General features: G+C 65.6%; 15 protein-coding genes. 6 read left to right on the top strand and 9 right to left on the bottom strand.

Annotated features, from left to right (window positions below; genetic code table 11):
* Positions 1–183: 183 nt before the first annotated feature.
* From EDE08_RS23175 to EDE08_RS23190, 4 genes are all read right to left on the bottom strand, one after another.
* Positions 184–957, bottom strand: coding sequence for an HpcH/HpaI aldolase family protein (locus EDE08_RS23175; protein ID WP_131871289.1), 774 nt, complete (start codon positions 955–957; stop codon positions 184–186).
* Positions 958–1,020: 63 nt separating this feature from the next.
* Entirely contained in the window at positions 1,021–1,818 is a 798-nt protein-coding gene (gene murI / locus EDE08_RS23180) for a glutamate racemase (RefSeq protein ID WP_131871288.1), read from the bottom strand.
* Between the two features lie 108 nt (positions 1,819–1,926).
* Complete coding sequence (locus EDE08_RS23185; protein WP_165936126.1) at positions 1,927–2,733, bottom strand: Crp/Fnr family transcriptional regulator; 807 nt, start codon at positions 2,731–2,733, stop codon at positions 1,927–1,929.
* A gap of 256 nt (positions 2,734–2,989) precedes the next feature.
* Positions 2,990–4,072, bottom strand: a complete 1,083-nt coding sequence (locus EDE08_RS23190; protein WP_131871286.1) for a SecDF P1 head subdomain-containing protein — start codon at positions 4,070–4,072, stop codon at positions 2,990–2,992.
* Positions 4,073–4,301: 229 nt separating this feature from the next.
* Here EDE08_RS23190 and EDE08_RS23195 point away from each other — a divergent pair, with 229 nt between their 5' ends.
* A complete protein-coding gene (locus EDE08_RS23195) occupies positions 4,302–6,209 on the top strand; it encodes an acyl-CoA synthetase (RefSeq protein WP_131871285.1) in 1,908 nt (635 codons plus the stop codon).
* Between the two features lie 193 nt (positions 6,210–6,402).
* On the opposite strand, the gene EDE08_RS23200 is transcribed toward EDE08_RS23195, so the two are convergent.
* Complete coding sequence (locus EDE08_RS23200; RefSeq protein WP_131871284.1) at positions 6,403–7,575, bottom strand: M20 aminoacylase family protein; 1,173 nt, start codon at positions 7,573–7,575, stop codon at positions 6,403–6,405.
* A gap of 171 nt (positions 7,576–7,746) precedes the next feature.
* On the bottom strand, positions 7,747–9,054 hold the full coding sequence (gene purB / locus EDE08_RS23205) for an adenylosuccinate lyase (RefSeq protein ID WP_131871283.1): 1,308 nt from the start codon (positions 9,052–9,054) through the stop codon (positions 7,747–7,749).
* Positions 9,055–9,634: 580 nt separating this feature from the next.
* Here purB and EDE08_RS23210 point away from each other — a divergent pair.
* Positions 9,635–10,222, top strand: a complete 588-nt coding sequence (locus EDE08_RS23210; RefSeq protein WP_165936127.1) for a TetR/AcrR family transcriptional regulator — start codon at positions 9,635–9,637, stop codon at positions 10,220–10,222.
* 60 nt (positions 10,223–10,282) lie between these two features.
* On the opposite strand, the gene EDE08_RS23215 is transcribed toward EDE08_RS23210, so the two are convergent.
* The 3 genes from EDE08_RS23215 to EDE08_RS23225 all read right to left on the bottom strand — a co-directional run bounded on the left by EDE08_RS23215 (position 10,283) and on the right by EDE08_RS23225 (position 12,728).
* On the bottom strand, positions 10,283–10,588 hold the full coding sequence (locus tag EDE08_RS23215) for a hypothetical protein (protein ID WP_061882940.1): 306 nt from the start codon (positions 10,586–10,588) through the stop codon (positions 10,283–10,285).
* Positions 10,589–10,699: 111 nt separating this feature from the next.
* Complete coding sequence (locus EDE08_RS23220) at positions 10,700–11,353, bottom strand: response regulator (protein WP_131871281.1); 654 nt, start codon at positions 11,351–11,353, stop codon at positions 10,700–10,702.
* 7 nt (positions 11,354–11,360) lie between these two features.
* Positions 11,361–12,728, bottom strand: a complete 1,368-nt coding sequence (locus EDE08_RS23225) for a sensor histidine kinase (RefSeq protein WP_131871280.1) — start codon at positions 12,726–12,728, stop codon at positions 11,361–11,363.
* A 199-nt stretch (positions 12,729–12,927) separates the two neighbouring features.
* On the opposite strand from EDE08_RS23225, the gene EDE08_RS23230 reads away from it, so the two are divergent.
* From EDE08_RS23230 to EDE08_RS23245, 4 genes are all read left to right on the top strand, one after another.
* Positions 12,928–13,698, top strand: a complete 771-nt coding sequence (locus tag EDE08_RS23230) for a MotA/TolQ/ExbB proton channel family protein (RefSeq protein ID WP_131871279.1) — start codon at positions 12,928–12,930, stop codon at positions 13,696–13,698.
* Positions 13,695–14,381: a DUF2135 domain-containing protein gene (locus tag EDE08_RS23235; protein ID WP_061882936.1), complete on the top strand. Its 687-nt coding sequence runs from the start codon at positions 13,695–13,697 to the stop codon at positions 14,379–14,381. The genes EDE08_RS23230 and EDE08_RS23235 overlap by 4 nt, the downstream gene beginning before the upstream one ends.
* Positions 14,374–14,979 carry a hypothetical protein gene (locus tag EDE08_RS23240; RefSeq protein ID WP_131871278.1) on the top strand — a complete coding sequence of 202 codons (606 nt, stop codon included), beginning with the start codon at positions 14,374–14,376 and terminating at the stop codon, positions 14,977–14,979. Before EDE08_RS23235 ends, EDE08_RS23240 begins: the two co-directional genes overlap by 8 nt.
* A gap of 117 nt (positions 14,980–15,096) precedes the next feature.
* Positions 15,097–15,837 (top strand): metallophosphoesterase family protein, encoded by a 741-nt coding sequence (locus tag EDE08_RS23245; protein WP_131871277.1) that lies wholly within the window; start codon positions 15,097–15,099, stop codon positions 15,835–15,837.
* The last annotated feature ends 2 nt before the right edge of the window (positions 15,838–15,839 follow it).

Consider the following 15,839-nt stretch of genomic DNA (forward strand, 5'->3'; position numbering starts at 1 on the left):
GTCTTGTTGGCGGCTCAAATACCTTAATGAGTTCAATTATTTGTCGCCAGAGGCAAGACCTGTTGAGGCGAGGCAGGCAAATAACAGCGCGAGCAAAGTCTCCTTGAGCACGTTTCCCCCTGAACCGCGGAACCCAGCAGCGCCGCGGTTCCCGGTGAGGCCGGCCACACGCGTTGCGGCGATTCAGCGCTTAATCCCCTCGAAGGCCGCCATGATGCCGCGCTGGAACAGCGACCAGTCGAAGCCGAGCGCGATCGCGCGGTAGCCGCGGTCGATCAGGGCGTTGGCCTGGTCGGCGGTGCGGGCCACGCCCCCGATCGGCACGCCGCTTCTGAGGATGCCGGCCTCGGCGCGCGCGATCAGTTCGAGCAACTCCGGATCGTCCATCCGGCCGCGCTTGTTGATGGAGGTGGCGAGATCGCCGGGGCCGATCACGGCGACGTCGATGCCCGGCGTCGCCATGATCTCGTCGATGCGGTTGACCGCGTCGACATGCTCGATGGTGATCATGCAGATCATCTCGTCGTCGGCGCTCGCCATGTAGTCCGGCATCGACTGGCCCCAACGGAACGGGGCGTGGAACGGACCCCAGAGCCGGTCGCCACGCGGCGGGTAGCGCACGCTACGGACCGCCTTCTCGGCTTCGGCGGGCGTGGTGATCATGGGGAAGTTGATGCCGAAGGCGCCGATGTCCATCGGGGCCTTGGCAAGCCAGGGCTCGTTCGCCGCGATCCGAACCAAGGGGGTGCAGGGCGTGCCGGTCGTCGCAGCGATCATCGCATGCGCTTCGGTCAATCCGATCGGGCCGTGTTCGAGATCGACGATGATCCAGTCGAGCGAGCGCGCCATGATCTGCACGGTCTGCACGCTTGGGATCGTCGCAATGGCGCCGAAGGCGGGGCGGCCCTCGCGCCACAATTGGCGGAGGCGGCTGAGCGGCGTGGACGGGACCGACATGGAAATGGCCTGCGGGAAAGATGACGACGGCGGAGCCTAGCAGCGGCTCGTTGCCGCGCAAAGTCAGGCCAGCGCGCGCCCGCCGAAGAACGGCGTCAGCGTGGCCGACAGGCCGTGTGCGCGGTTCGATGTGAAGATCATCTCAGCGCCCGACTGCGCGAGTGCGCCGATCCGCGGGCCAAGCAGATCGGAGACGCGGCGGGCGATCGCCGGGGCCGGATCGATCCAGTCGACCGGCCAGGGTGCGAGCCGCCTCAGCCGGTCGAGCAGCAGCGGATAATGCGTGCAGGCGAGTACCACCGTGTCGGTGCGCGATGTCGCGTCGGCGGGATCGCCGACGAAGCACGGCGCGAGTTCGGCGGCGAGGGCCTCGTCGCTGACCGGTGCGCCGCGGAGCTCGGCTTCGGCCAGCGACGCAAGCTCGGGCGAGCCGACCAGCGTCACCTCGCAGCCTTGCGCGAAATCGCGGATCAGCGCCTTGGTGTATTCCCGCTTCACCGTTCCCTTGGTGCCGAGCACCGAGACGCGGCGGGTTCTCGACTGCGCGCAGGCCGGCTTGATCGCCGGCACCGTGCCGACGAACGGCACGGAATACGCGGCGCGCAAGTGAGACAGGACCAGGGTGGAGGCCGTGTTGCAGGCGATGACGACGAGGTCGGGATCATGCGTGCCGATCAGCTCCCCCATCAGCGGCACCACGCGAGCGATGATCTCAGCCTCGTCGTGGTGCCCGTAGGGGAAGAAGGCGTCGTCGGCGACATAGACGTAATGCGCAGCCGGGCGCGCGGCCACGACCTCACGGAGCACCGTGAGCCCGCCAAGGCCGGAATCGAACACCAGGATGGTCTCAGAATTGGTCACTACGATACCCTAGCCCGTCATGGTTACCATTCGGTTTTTAGGGCGATTTTGCGGCGGGACCCCGCGACGTCCCGGACGGAGGGCGACGCCACGTGGCCCGCGCGACGGTCACGCGATCCTGTTCGTCGTCGCCGCGCGCTCCGCCGCCAGCTGCTTCTGCAGGCGATCGATGTTTTGCAGGAGGCGCTGGCTGGTCAGCACCAGGAAATAATAGCCGAACTGCGGGTCCTGGAAGTAGATCTCGAGCAGCCGGTCATAGGTGATCGTCAGCACCTGGCCGTCTTCGATGCATTGAATCGTTCCGGTGCGCCGGTTGTCAGGTGTGAGGAAGCCGAGCTCGCCCATCAGCGCCCCGGGCCCAATCTCGACGTTGATCTCCTTGACCAGGAACTTGCCGGTGACCGTGAGGAGCATTTCCTTTGCGGGATCGCCCAGCTTGAACAGCGTGTCGCCGCGGCGGTATTTGCGCTCGGTCATGAACGGCTTGAGCCATTCGATCGACATGTCGCCTTCGGCCGCATGGCGCGCCTTCTTGACCAGCTTGAGCATTTGCCGCAGGCGCAGGGCGTTGATCGGAAGCAGCAGGAGATACAGCAGGAACGTCGCGACATTGGCGGAGAGCGCACCGAAAACGGTGAAGAACGCGCAGCCGATCATATTGGCGACGCGCAGCGGCACCATCGTCCGCATCAAGAGGGTGGCGACGAAGAAGCCGGCGCCAACCGCGGCGAACAGATTGGCCAGCGTGATGTTGTGGACAAAGATCTCCAGCAGCCGATTGAAGATCGCGTCGTAGGTGACGTTGTTCGGGTCGAGGCCCATCTGGACCAGGATCTTGGCGATCCTGAGGTTGTCGGTTGCCGCATCGAGAATGCGGTCGAGGATCGACGAAATGTCTGCGCTGCCGGACGGCATGATCTGGTCCTCGCGTAAGGCCTTCAATCCTGGTCGGCACCCGTATAGCCGAAATCGAATGACGACCGCTTGAATGACGCTTCCGGCCGTCATGCTGCAAGAGGCAAATTTTAGCGTGGTCGGGCGTTTCGGCAATTACCCCTTGGTTGCCCGACTGGCCACGGCGCGGGGCGTGATTCGGGGCAGCCGGTGCGGGCTGCGGCGTCGCGGACCGGCCGGGATGCCGGTGCGGCCGGGGCGTGGCGCGACCTGTCGCTTAAGGCTTGGTGGCGGGCTGCACGACCTGCTGCTCGACGAGGCCGAGGCGGCCTGGCAGCGAGCCGGCGCGCAGCAGCATCGCGACGCTGTTGGCCTCTTCCAGGGTGAAGTTGCCGGCGATCTGGCCCGAGCCGCCGGTGATGGGCTCGCGGATCACGGGAGCGGAGATCACCTTGTCGTCGAGCACGATGGCAAAGGGCTTCCCGACGTTCTCTGCGGTGATGTGGGCGAAGCGCCGTGTGCCGCGGCCGTTGAAGCGGAACGAGGCGATCGGCTCCTTGCCGTCTGCGCCGAATCCCGGGCCGGCATAGCTGATGTCGCCGCCCTCGATCGCGCTGTCCTTGGCGACGAGATAAGGAATCCTGTCCTTGAAGCCGAGCAGGACTTCGGTGCCTGCCGGAGGCGCGCCGGATTGCGCCTGCTCCGCGGACATCGAGAGATCGATCAGGCGGAATCCGACCTTGACCTTCCTGGCGAAGATCGCGGTGACATGCTCGGGCTCCATCACGCCGGGCAGGAAGATGCGGATGCGGTCCGTCCCGTCGACTTGAACGATGGCAAGCTTGACGCCGGCGTCCTTGAGGCGCTGCTCGATCATGGCGATGGAATCTTCGACGAGGTCGCGCAGCCGCTCGGCGGATGCGGCATCGGTCGGTGCAAGCCTGATCAGACCGTCTCCGCCATCAGTCACGGTGAACGCATGCGTCGGCAGTCCCTCGGCCGCCGATGCGAGTTTGCGCGTGAGCTGTTCGCGGCCCTTCGCGTCCGCGATCTTAACGTCGACGCCGGCGTCGCGGATCGCAAGGCCGGAGAAGGCGATCCGACCCTCGCGCAGGGTCTTGTAGACGTCGTCGCGCAGGTCCGTGACGGCCGCCGCCCGCAAGCCATCAATGTCTACCTTGTAGACGATGCGGGACCCGCCCAGCTTCTCCATCTTGTCGGTGACGAAGGCTGCGACCTTGGCGCGCATCTTGTCGAACTGGGTGTCCGCGCCGAGAGTGGCAGAGGGCAGAGCGATTGCGAATACCGTCGCGAACGCGGCGATCAGCCGCGTGATGCGATTCCGCAGGGGCATCGTCATGATCACCTCAAGTCTTGCGGCAGGACGCTGACGAGCGAATTCAGTGCCAGTTCTTGGTCCCCGCATCAGCCGCAGAGGTTCAAGCGCCACAGCCGGTAGGCAATGGACGAACGCTCAATCATCCATCATTCTGGTCCGGCTCGGCCGGGCGCTCGGCCGGGGCCTCGCCGAACCAAGATGTCAGAAGATACGCGGGCGGGGACATGCATCTGAGGGAGGACGGAAATTCATGGCGGGTATCCACGCGCTCGATCGGTTGATCGGCAACGACTATCCGGATCTGTTGACGGACGAGGAGGTCCGGGCGTTCGAGCAGATCCCTTACGCCGACCGCGTCGCGGCCGAGAGCACCTATGATGCGATCAGGCTAGGTGCGGCGCGCAATCCTGACGGCGCGGCGATCCAGTTCCTGCAAAATGCCGATCCTGCCGACACACCGCTGGTCGTCACGCACCGCGATTTCATCGCGCGCGTCACCCAGGCCGCCAACATGTTTCACGCGCTTGGCGCCGAGAAGGGCGACGTCATCAGCTTCATGCTGCCGCTGGTGCCCGATGCCTTCGTCACGATGTTCGGCGCGGAGGCCGCCGGCATCGCCAATCCCGTCAACCCGCTGCTCGAGCCACACCAGATCGCCGAGATCCTGGAGGCCGCGAACACCAAGATCCTGGTGGCGCTCGCACCGATGCCGGGTACCGACATCTGGCAGAAGGTCGAGCAGATCCGCCCGCAGCTCAAGAATCTAAAGGCCATCGTGCAGGTGTTCGGCGGCGGCGATCCGGCCAAGGGCATCTTCGCCTTCAGCGACCTAATCAAGCAGCACCCGGCGGACCGGCTGGTCAGCGGACGCAAGATCTCGGGTGCCGACATAGCAGCTTATTTCCACACCGGCGGCACCACGGGCACGCCGAAGCTGGTGCGGCACACCCATGCCAACCAGGTCTATCAGGCCTGGGCGCTCAATCTGCTGTTGAAGGGCAAGCCCGGCGCCAATCTGCTGTTCGGCATGCCGCTGTTTCACGTCGGTGGATCGCTGACGCAGGTGCTGACGACGCTGTCGAGCGGCGGCTCGCTGGTCGTGCTGTCGCCGAGCGGCTGGCGCAACCCGAATGCGGTGAAGAACATCTGGCAACTCGCCGAGCGGTTCAAGCCCGAAGCGCTGTCGAGCGTGCCGACGGTGCTTGCCGCCACGCTCGCGGTGCCGCCGGGCAACGCGGATATCTCAAGCCTGAAATATGCGGCAGGTGGCGGCTCGGCGATTCCGGTCGCGGTCGGCTCGGCGATCCAGGAGAAACTGAATCTGCCGGTGGTCGAGGTCTACGGCATGACCGAGACCTCGAGCGTGCATACGCTCGCCTATCCGGGCCGGCCGATCCGGCTCGGCTCGGTCGGCCTTCCCATGCCTTATGCGCGCGTGCGCATCGTGCAGCTCGATGCCGAGGGACGCCTGATCCGCGACTGCAAGCCGGACGAGATCGGGGTCGTCATCATGGCCGGGCCCGGTGTGTTCGGCGGCTATCTCAACGACGAGCACAACAGGGGTGCCTTCGTCGACGAGGTCTGGGTCAACTCCGGCGATCTCGGCCGGCTCGATGCCGACGGCTATCTCTGGATCACCGGTCGTGCCAAGGACCTCGTGATCCGCGGTGGCCACAACATCGATCCGGCACCGATCGAGGAGATCATGTTCGGTCACCCCGCGGTCGGCTTCGCCGCGGTGGTTGGCCAACCCGATGCCTATGCCGGCGAGCTGCCGGTGGGCTACGTGCAGTTGAAGCCGGGCGCCAAGGTCGAGCCGGGCGAGCTGGAAGCGTGGGTGCGCGAGCGCACGCCGGAGCGCGCTGCCGTCCCGGTGCAGGTCATCCCGATCGATCCGATGCCGGTGACCGGTGTCGGAAAAGTGTTCAAGCCGCAGCTGCGCTGGGACGCGGCCGAGCGCGTGTTCACCAAGGTGCTGGCGCCGCTGGTCGAGCGCGGCATCGATTGCAGGGTGAAGGTCGGTCCGCACGGCAGCCACGGCTCGATCGCGACCGTGACGCTGACGGGGGTGCCGGAGGACCGGCGTGAGATGGCCGCTGGCGAGGTTCAAAAGCTGCTTGCACCGTTCGTGATGCGCCATGAGGTGGTGCACGCGTAGGTGAAGGGCGCTTCGCACTCGTAGGATGGGCAAAGGCGCAAAGCGCCATGCCCACCTTATTCGACGTGAGAGCGTAGGGTGGGTTAGCCCTGCAGATGCGCAAAGCGCATCTGCTCGGCGTAACCCACCTCTTTCGTCTCCGCGGCAACAGAAGTGGTGGGTTACGCCTTCGGCTAACCCACCCTACGAGGCTCTATCCCGCCGGCATCCGCGTTTCGACGAGGCGCGCCCAGAACGAGGCGCCGTGACCCAGAATGTTGTCGTTGAACACGTAGGCGGGGTGGTGACACTCGTTGCCGTCGCCCATGCCGACAAGCACCATTGCGCCGGGCCGCGCCTCCAGCATGAAGGAGAAATCCTCGGCGCCCATCATCGGGACGAACTTGTCGTTGACGCGCTCAGTGCCGACGATGTCGCGGGCGACGTCGGCGGCAAGGCCGGCCTCGCGGGCATGGTTCATCGTCACCGGATACATCCGCGTGTACTTCGTCTCGGCCGAGCCGCCATAGGCGCGGGCGATGCTGTCGGCGACTTCGCCGATGCGGCGCTCGACGAGATCGCGCACCTCGGGGTCGAGCGTGCGCACGGTGCCGCCGAGTTCGGCGACCTCCGGGATGATGTTGAACGCGGTGCCGGAATGGAATTGCGTGATCGAGATGACCGCTGACTTCAGCGGGTCGACGTTGCGGGCGACGATCGATTGCAGCGCATTCACGATCTGCGAGCCGATCAGCACGCTGTCGACGGATTTGTGCGGACCTGCGCCGGCATGGCCGCCCTTGCCACGGACGGTGATCTGGATGTTGTCGGAGGACGCGAGCATCGGGCCGGGCGTGGTTGCGAAATGACCCTCGGGCAGGCCCGGCATGTTGTGCATGCCGTAGACCTCCTGGATGTTCCAGCGCGTCATCAGCCCGTCCTCGACCATGGCCTTGCCGCCGCCGCCGCCTTCTTCGGCGGGCTGGAAGATCACCACGGCCGTGCCGTCGAAATTGCGCGTCTCCGTGAGATATTTGGCCGCGCCCAGCAGCATGGCGGTGTGGCCGTCATGTCCGCAGGCGTGCATCTTGCCGGGGACCTTCGAGGCATAGGGCACGCCCGACGTCTCCATGATCGGCAGCGCGTCCATGTCGGCGCGGAGCCCGATGGCCTTGCCGGAGGCGGACTTGCGGCCGCGGATCACGCCGACCACGCCGGTGCGGCCGATGCCCGTCACCACCTCGTCACAGCCGAACTCGCGAAGCTTGTCCGCGACGATGCCGGCAGTGCGGTGGACTTCGTAGAGCAGCTCTGGGTTCTCGTGGAAGTCATGGCGCCAGGCGGCCATTTCGTCGGAGAGGGCGGCAACGCGGTTGACGATGGGCATGGGGGGATCCGTTTTCTGTCGTCGTTTGTAGGGTGGTTAGCCCTGCAGATGCGCATAGCGCATCTGCGCGGCGTAACCCACCACTGTTTGTCTCAGCGGGAGCGAAAAGAGGTGGGTTACGCCCAGCGGACTGCGCTGCGCGCAGGCCGCAAGGCTAACCCACCCTACGATCTACGCTTCCCCGAACACGCGCTTGAAAATCGTGTCGACGTGCTTGAGGTGATAGCCGAGGTCGAACTGTTCCTCGATCTCGGCGTCGGTGAGATACTTCTTCACCTCGGTGTCCTTCTTCAGAAGCTGGAGGAAGTCGCCTTCGCCACGCCAGACCGGCATGGCGTTGCGCTGCACGAGCTTGTAGGCATCCTCGCGGCTCGCGCCCTTCTGCGTCAGCGCCAGCAGCACGCGCTGCGAATGCACGAGGCCGCCGAGGCGGTCGAGGTTCTTCTGCATGTTGGCGGGGTACACCAGGAGCTTGTCGATCAGCCCGGCGAGGCGCACCAGCGCGAAGTCGAGTGTCACGGTGGCGTCGGGGCCCATCATCCGCTCGGCCGAGGAATGCGAGATGTCGCGCTCGTGCCAGAGCACGACGTTCTCCAGGGCCGGCGTCACATAGGCCCGTACCATGCGCGAGAGGCCGGTGAGGTTCTCCGACAGCACCGGATTGCGCTTGTGCGGCATCGCGGACGAGCCCTTCTGCCCCTCCGAGAAGAACTCTTCGGCCTCCAGCACCTCGGTGCGCTGCATGTGTCGGATTTCCACGGCGAGGCGCTCGATCGAGGAGGCGATCACGCCGAGCGTCGAGAAATACATGGCGTGACGGTCGCGCGGGATCACCTGGGTCGAGATCGGCTCGGGGACGAGGCCCATGGCCTTTGCGACATGCTCTTCGACGCGGGGATCGATCTGCGCAAAGGTGCCGACGGCGCCGGAGATGGCGCAGGTCGCGACTTCCTTGCGTGCCGCGATCAGGCGCTCCTTGGCGCGCGTGAATTCGGCATAGGCATAAGCGAGCTTGAGGCCGAAGGTGACGGGCTCGGCATGGATGCCGTGGCTGCGGCCGATGGTCGGCGTCATCTTGTGCTCGAAGGCGCGCTTCTTGAGCGCGGCCAGCACCTTGTCGAGGTCGGCGAGCAACAGGTCGGCGGCGCGGGTGAGCTGGACGTTGAGGCAGGTATCGAGCACGTCGGAGGAGGTCATGCCCTGGTGCACGAAGCGCGCCTCGGGACCGACGATCTCGGCGAGGTGGGTGAGGAAGGCGATGACGTCGTGCTTGGTCTCGCGCTCGATCTCGTCGATGCGGGCGACGTCGAATGTGGCGTCCTTGGCCTTGGCCCAGACCGTTTTGGCGGCCTCCTTGGGGATGGTTCCGAGTTCGGCGAGCGCGTCCGCCGCATGCGCCTCGATCTCAAACCAGATCTTGAACCGGGTCTGCGGCTCCCAGATCGAGGCCATTTCCGGGCGGGTGTAGCGGGGGATCATCTGAAGGCTCCAGCAAGGTAGGCGGGCGGCCCAAGGGGGCTGTGCCGGCCAAAATGTTTTTTACGCCGTGATTTAGCAGAGCGGGGAGGGCTAAACAAACGGCGGGCGCAAGCTAGCGGGGGATGATTGGACCGAGCAGGCAGCCAGCGCCAAGGCTCGGCTGGCAGCGGTATCTGGCGAGGGGGCGGCCCGGCCGCAGAAATCAGCGGTCAATCACGGATCATTGACTGACAGATGTTGAAATCTGTCAGCGAGACGTGTATATCCGTTCCCGGACGCTCCGATTGGGCGTCCCGCGACAACCCCGGAGAGCCCGACATCCGAAACAAACTCGGATCGTAGGGCGAATTGAAGAACGGGGACCGCGGACGAATGGAGACTTACGACAATGACGACCGAAATCCTCAATCTCACCGGGGTGATTGGGCATTGGCTCAATTTGCTGGTGGCGCGCCAGATCGCGGCGCAGGCTGCAAAACTGCCTCATTAAGGCATAGGCTTTCCGAACGACCGGCAAGGGCGCTTCGGAAACAGCCCTACTGCCGGGTAACTGAGCCCCAAACGGGAACATGGTGCTGGCATGAATGAAGCCGTTGTCTTGACGCCGGAGCGGATCCTCGAAGTCACCGAGGACGTACTCAGGCGCTACGGACTTGCCAAGGCCACCGTGGTCGACGTTGCCCGTGCGCTCGATGTGAGCCACGGCAGCGTCTATCGCCATTTCCCCAGCAAGGCCTCGCTGCGCGAGGCCGTTGCAAAACGCTGGCTGGACCGCATCGACGCGCCGTTGCTGGCGATCGCCAACGAGCAGGGGCCGGCGCCCGACAGGCTCGACCGCTGGCTGCGCACGCTGTTCGCAGCCAAGTGTTCGCGTGTGCTCGACGATCCCGAAATGTTCGAGACCTACCTGACGCTGGCACGCGAGGCCTGTGCGGCCGTCAAATGCCACAAGGACACCATGATCGACCAGATCGCGGCGATCCTGACCGATGGCGTGAAGCGGGGCGAATTCGCCGTGGGCGACGTCAAGGCAACCGCGCGCGCGATCTTCGATGCGACCGTCCGCTTCCATCATCCGGCCCATGCCGACGAGTGGAAGGACGCCGATCTCTCCGCGCGCGTCGATGCGACGCTCGCTCTGCTGCTGCGCGGGCTGAGGACGGCCTAACCGCGGCAGACTTATCCCGATCATGCTCCAGGGCCGCAGGGCCCATTCAGGCTGGGCTCATCAACCTCGCGTCTTCTGGAGAGCGGCGCCGTCGCGAAGCGAGGGCGAGGATGCCGATTGTCTTCGCGCTTGGAAGGCATGATCGGGCGACGGCACGACGGGCGGACTGTCCGGATATGCGTTGACGGCGATTTCGACGGCGTCCTTTGACCGCTTTCGAAGGCGGTAGAACGTCAGCTCCTGATCGAACATGGGGCAGCGAAAGTGGACGACGGCCGTGTCCGGCAGACGGCAAAGTTCGTCGATGAGCTCGCCTACCGTGATGATCGGGGGATGGTCGACTGCCTTGTGGTGACCCTTACTCATGACCCTTTACTCCTTCTCTGGCGTACTAACAGGAGCCGGATCGGCTCCGTTCCAATTTCGTTCAGCAGATTGAGAAGCTTCGGGAGATAAGGCAGTGCGGCAGCCTGGCTGCTAGATCCTGGTCAGCCCACAGGTCGCGGCCAGCCGCACGAGTTGCGCATCCGTGCGCGCTCCGGTCTTGGTCTTGATCAGATAGTGATAGTTCTGCACCGTCTTGACGCTGAGATTGAGATGCGTCGCGATCTGCTCGGTGGTGGCGCCGCCGGCGAATTGACGCAGGATCTCGATCTCGCGCTCACCCAGCTGGTCCAGCGCCGAACCCCCCGGCGACAGGCTGTCCTCGGCCAGAACATGTGCGATGTCGTCGCTCATGGCGCGCTCGCCGCGGGCGATGCTGCGAATCGCGGTCACGACGGCAGAGGGCTCGCTGCTCTTGGTGACGAACCCGCTGGCGCCCGCGCCAAAGGCGGCCTTCACCAGCACGGCTTCGTTGTGCATGGTGAAGACGAGGATCCGCGCCCGCGGGCTGCGCGCGCGGATGTTGCGGATCGCCTCCAGCCCGCTCGCGCCGGGCATCGAGATATCGAGCACGACGACGTCTGGGTCATGCGCCTTGAACGCGCTGTAGGCGTCCGCGGCGTTGTCGGCCTCCGCCACGACGTGCAGATCGCCCTGGCTTTCCAGCACGCGCCGGTAGCCTTGCCGGACGATCGGGTGGTCGTCGACCAGCAGCACGGAGATGCCTGTTGCTGCAACCTCGCTCATGCCGGCCTCACGCGGCGAGCGGGATGGTGGCGGCAACGCTGAGGCCGCCGCGGGCCGGCAGGATCGACAGCGATCCGCCGGCTGCCGTGACGCGCTCGCGGATGCCGGTCAGACCGAAACCGGCCGACTGCGCGACACGGGCTGCGTCGCCGCCGCCGTCGTCCTCGACGCGGATCAGCAGCGCGTTGTCATCGCCGGCACGGCGTTCAACGCGCAGGCTGATCTCGCGTGCCACGCCGTGGCGCAGCGCGTTGGTCAGGCATTCCTGTGCCACGCGATAGGCCGTGGTGGCGGCCTGACCGCTGATGTCGGTGAGGTCACCCCTGAGATCGAGCTGGATCGTCGGCCGCGCCGCGCTCTGCGAGCGCCAGCTGTCGACGAGATTGACGAGGCTTGCCTCGAGCCCGAGCTCCTCGGGCAGCGGATTGCGCAGACGCTTCAGTGCATCGCGGAGCGAGGCCATCAGATGATGGGTGGCCTGCGAGATCATGCGCGCATCCTGAGCGATTCCGGTGCTGCAGTCCTTCGTGCTCGCTGTCTCGATTGTGTTGGCGAAGGCGAGAATGGCGGAGAGATTCTGCCCGAACTCGTCGTGCAACTCGCGGGCGAGGGCGCGACGCTCGTCGTCGCGGATTTCGATCAGGCGCCGCGTCAGGGCGGCGCGCTGCTCGGTAGCTTCCTCCAGCCGGTTGCCGAGCGCGCCGACGGCGCTGCCGATCATCGCCAGCTCCATCGAGCGGAAGCGCGGCAGCTTCGTGCGATATTGACCGCGCGCCATGCGCTGCAAGGCGGTCACGATCGTGCGCGCCGGCGCCAGCGCATGTGCGATCGCGAGCGAGGCCAGCAGCGCAATTGCCGCCGCCATGAGCAGCGCGACATCGATCACATTGAGGATGTACTCCCAGGCCAGCGAGATGGCCGCCGCGCCGTCCGGCGTCGCAACCACCGTGCCGGCAGCCGCCGCGCGGGGGCTGACGGGCCGGATGACCTCGGCGTGGCTGCCGAGGAAGGTGGGCACAATGGCGGCGAACCAGCGCGGCGCCGCCTTGCCCAGCCCCTCGCTCTGGCCGCAGAGCGGCTTCTCGAATGCCACAGCCGGCTGGAACTCGACGCAGACGCCGGGCGAGATCAGCTTCATCGTCTCCAGCGTGCGCCAGTCCGGAACCGGCAGGAGATGCTCGCGCGCTCTGCTGCTGCGCAACAAAAGCTCGCGCCAATACAGTGCCTGGAGCGCTTGGGCGACCCGCTGCGCCGAGGCTGCGGTCGCCCGATCGATGCTGCGATAGGCGTCGAAGGTGGCCCATACGGTCGCGGCTCCGAGGCAGAGCACGACGATGAGCAGCAGACGGGCGACAAGCTGAAGCACGAGGCGCATGCGATCACCCCCGACGTTTGGTAAGGTCAGCCTAACAACGCCGCCGCGTCTTGCCAATTGTGGTGGTTGGGGTGGATTGCAGCTTGGGCAAATTTCCCAAGCCGGATTGGGCATGCGTCTTTGGACCTGAAACGGCGGCTTTGATCTAATCGGTGGGGACACGCTGCAGGCAGTGCCTGCAATCCGGGAGCGGTGCAGCATGAGCTCGATCACGATTGGACCGATCGCGGGGACTGCGACCGACCCGTCCGAGCGCAGTGCGCTGCTGTTCTGGATGATCTTCACCGGGCTCTCGATCTTCGCCGTCGTGCTGCTGTGGCGCTTCGGCCTGATCCACCTGATGCTGACCTCGGACCGCACCTACATCTCGAGCGTGATCGCGGCGCTCTATGTCCTCACCTGCGGCCATTGCTTCCTGCGCACGCGGGCGATTGCGCGTGAAGGCGCGGCGGCGCGGCGCTGCCGGGCGGTGCTGGCGGCGCCGGACGGCAGCAAGGCGCTGGATGCGAGCGCGGCGGTGCTGCCGCGCGGCCTCGTGCGCGACCACATCCAGAGCCTGGTGACGAAAGCCGCCGCGCAGGACTACCGGCCGGTCGACCAGACGCTGCTGTTGCGAAACCTCGCCGATCGCCTGCGCGGCTCCAATGGCTTCGGTGCTTTCGTCTCCGACACGCTGATGAAGCTCGGCCTGCTCGGCACCATCATCGGCTTCATCATCATGCTGGCGCCGATCGCGGGGCTGGATGCCGCCGACAAGGTCGCGATGCGCTCCTCGATGGGCCTGATGAGCGACGGCATGGCGGTCGCGATGTACACGACGCTCGCCGGCCTCGTCGGCTCGATCCTGGTCCGCATCCAGTACTACATGCTGGACGCCGCGACCCAGCGGGTGTTCTCGGATGCGGTGCTGCTGACGGAGACCTATGTGACGCCGGTGCTGGAGCGCAAAGGTTCCGGTGCGCCGTCATGATGGATGATTTCGGTCTCTATCCGCGCGAGGAGCCGTTCGATCCGCTCGGCGTGATGCTGTTCAAGGCGCTCCAGGTGATCGCGTTCCTGTTCTTCCTGGCGCTACTCGCTGTCTCGCCGGACGCCAAGGAGGGCAAGATCGACTCCAAGGCGGAGTTCATCATTACGATGGATTGGCCGGACAATCATCCTGATGATCTCGACCTCTTCGTGCAGGATCCGGCCGGCAACATCGCCTGGTATCGCCACCGGGAGGCCGGCTTCCTGACGCTCGACCGCGACGATCGCGGCGGAGCCAATGACTTCATCATCGTCAACGGCAAGAAGATCGCCTCGCCCATCCGAGAGGAGATCGTCACCGTGCGCGGCATCGTCGCCGGCGAGTACACCGTCAACGTCTCGCATTTCGTCGCCACCACCGGCGAGCCTGTGACCGCCAGTGTGAAGGTGCAGAAGCTCAATCCGACCGCGCAGGTGATCTTCGATAACAAGTTCACGCTCGACCACACCGGCGACGAAAAGACCGCGGTCCGATTCCGGATCGATGCGGAAGGCAAGGTCGTCGATGTCGATCAGCGGCCGAAATCGCTGCTGGAGACGTTCCGCAGCAGCTGGCGCAACGGCGGCGATCTCGATCCCAGGACCGGCGTGAGCAGGAACGCTACGAGGGTCCGCCGTGACTAGCCTGCAAACGGTCATCCTGACGCTGTCGGTCGCTTATGCCGTCATCGGCGCGCTGCTGCTGGTCGTTCTGGTCTATGCACGGCTGCACTGGTCACTCAAGGCGGTCGCGGTGGTCGTGACCAGCACCTTCTACATCGTCAGCTTCACCGAAATGCGCGGCCTGCTCGGCTGGGCCAGCACGGACCGGCTGCCGGCCACGTTCAAGCTCCTGAAGGCCCGCATCGTCGAGCCGCATTCGCTTCAGGGCGATCCCGGCTCGATCTACCTCTGGGTCGAGGCGCTGGACGAGGACAATCGCCCGAGCGGCATCCCGCGCGCCTTCCGTGTGCCCTACAATGACCGGCTGGCCGACAAGACCCACGCCGCCGAGAACGAGATCGCGGCCGGTCATCCGCAAGGAGGGCGCGCGGCCGATTTCGGCGGCGGCGACGGCAGCCTGATCGACATGGTTCGGGAATATGTGACCCCGAAGACCATCCTGGAGACCAGCGGCGGCGATTCCTCAACCGGCGAGTTCAATGTCCCGCCCGCCGGCGCGGAAGGCGCGGTGTTCACCCCGATTCCACCGCCCCGAATGCCGCCAAAGGATGAGCAATAGGCCCTTCACCATCACTGCAGAGCAGTGCTGGCAAAGGGCCCAATGTTGGCGCATCCTGTTGACCTCCCTCAATTTGGCCTCATCGGCCTCGAATAAGAATTTGAGGGTGGAGGGTGCGTGCTTCTCGCTGTCTTCTCGGATATCCACGGCAACCGGCAGGCGTTTGAAGCTTGCTTGAAGATCGCCCGTGCGAAGGGTGCGGAGCGTTTCGTCCTGCTCGGCGATTTCGTCGGTTATGGCGCCGATCCGGAATGGGTGGTGGACACCGCGATGGAGCTCGTTGCGCAGGGCGCCGTCGCCGTTCGCGGCAATCACGACCAGGCGGTCAATTCCTCGGCCGAGACCATGAACGCCGAGGCGCAGATCGCGATCGAATGGACCCGCGGCCGGCTCGACACCGCGCAGCGGCGGTTTCTGGCTGAGTTGCCGATGCTGGTGGAGGACGAGGGCCGCCTGTTCGTGCACTCCGAAGCCTCTCATCCCCAGCGCTGGCACTATGTCCGCTCGACGGTGGACGCCGCCAAGAGCCTGATCGCGACGCCCGCCCATGTCACGTTCTGCGGCCACATCCATCGCCCCGCGCTCTATTCGATGTCGGTGACGGCCAAGATGACGAGCTTCGTGCCGAAGACCGATGTCCCCGTGCAGCTCTTGCGCGGACGGCAATGGCTCGCCGTGCTCGGCTCGGTCGGCCAGCCCCGCGACGGCGATCCCTCGGCGTCCTTCGCGCTGTTCGACACGGTCTCATGCCAGATCACCTATTGCCGCGCACCCTATGACATTGCGACCGCGGCAAGCAGGATCCGCGACAACGGACTGCCGCCCTGGCTGGCCGACAGGCTGTCGCAGGGGCGCTGACC

Source organism: Bradyrhizobium sp. R2.2-H (genome assembly GCF_004346455.1).
Lineage (GTDB): Bacteria > Pseudomonadota > Alphaproteobacteria > Rhizobiales > Xanthobacteraceae > Bradyrhizobium > Bradyrhizobium diversitatis.

What these genes read in the sequence shown, in the direction of transcription:
- EDE08_RS23175 (WP_131871289.1), bottom strand. Translation starts at nt 957, where the DNA reads ATGTCGGTCCCGTCCACGCCGCTCAGCCGCCTCCGCCAATTGTGGCGC.
- EDE08_RS23225 (WP_131871280.1), bottom strand. Translation starts at nt 12,728, where the DNA reads ATGCGCCTCGTGCTTCAGCTTGTCGCCCGTCTGCTGCTCATCGTCGTG.
- EDE08_RS23235 (WP_061882936.1), top strand. Translation starts at nt 13,695, where the DNA reads ATGATGGATGATTTCGGTCTCTATCCGCGCGAGGAGCCGTTCGATCCG.
- EDE08_RS23200 (WP_131871284.1), bottom strand. Translation starts at nt 7,575, where the DNA reads ATGCCCATCGTCAACCGCGTTGCCGCCCTCTCCGACGAAATGGCCGCC.
- EDE08_RS23195 (WP_131871285.1), top strand. Translation starts at nt 4,302, where the DNA reads ATGGCGGGTATCCACGCGCTCGATCGGTTGATCGGCAACGACTATCCG.
- EDE08_RS23220 (WP_131871281.1), bottom strand. Translation starts at nt 11,353, where the DNA reads ATGAGCGAGGTTGCAGCAACAGGCATCTCCGTGCTGCTGGTCGACGAC.
- EDE08_RS23190 (WP_131871286.1), bottom strand. Translation starts at nt 4,072, where the DNA reads ATGACGATGCCCCTGCGGAATCGCATCACGCGGCTGATCGCCGCGTTC.
- purB (WP_131871283.1), bottom strand. Translation starts at nt 9,054, where the DNA reads ATGATCCCCCGCTACACCCGCCCGGAAATGGCCTCGATCTGGGAGCCG.
- EDE08_RS23230 (WP_131871279.1), top strand. Translation starts at nt 12,928, where the DNA reads ATGAGCTCGATCACGATTGGACCGATCGCGGGGACTGCGACCGACCCG.
- EDE08_RS23185 (WP_165936126.1), bottom strand. Translation starts at nt 2,733, where the DNA reads ATGCCGTCCGGCAGCGCAGACATTTCGTCGATCCTCGACCGCATTCTC.
- EDE08_RS23210 (WP_165936127.1), top strand. Translation starts at nt 9,635, where the DNA reads ATGAATGAAGCCGTTGTCTTGACGCCGGAGCGGATCCTCGAAGTCACC.
- EDE08_RS23215 (WP_061882940.1), bottom strand. Translation starts at nt 10,588, where the DNA reads ATGAGTAAGGGTCACCACAAGGCAGTCGACCATCCCCCGATCATCACG.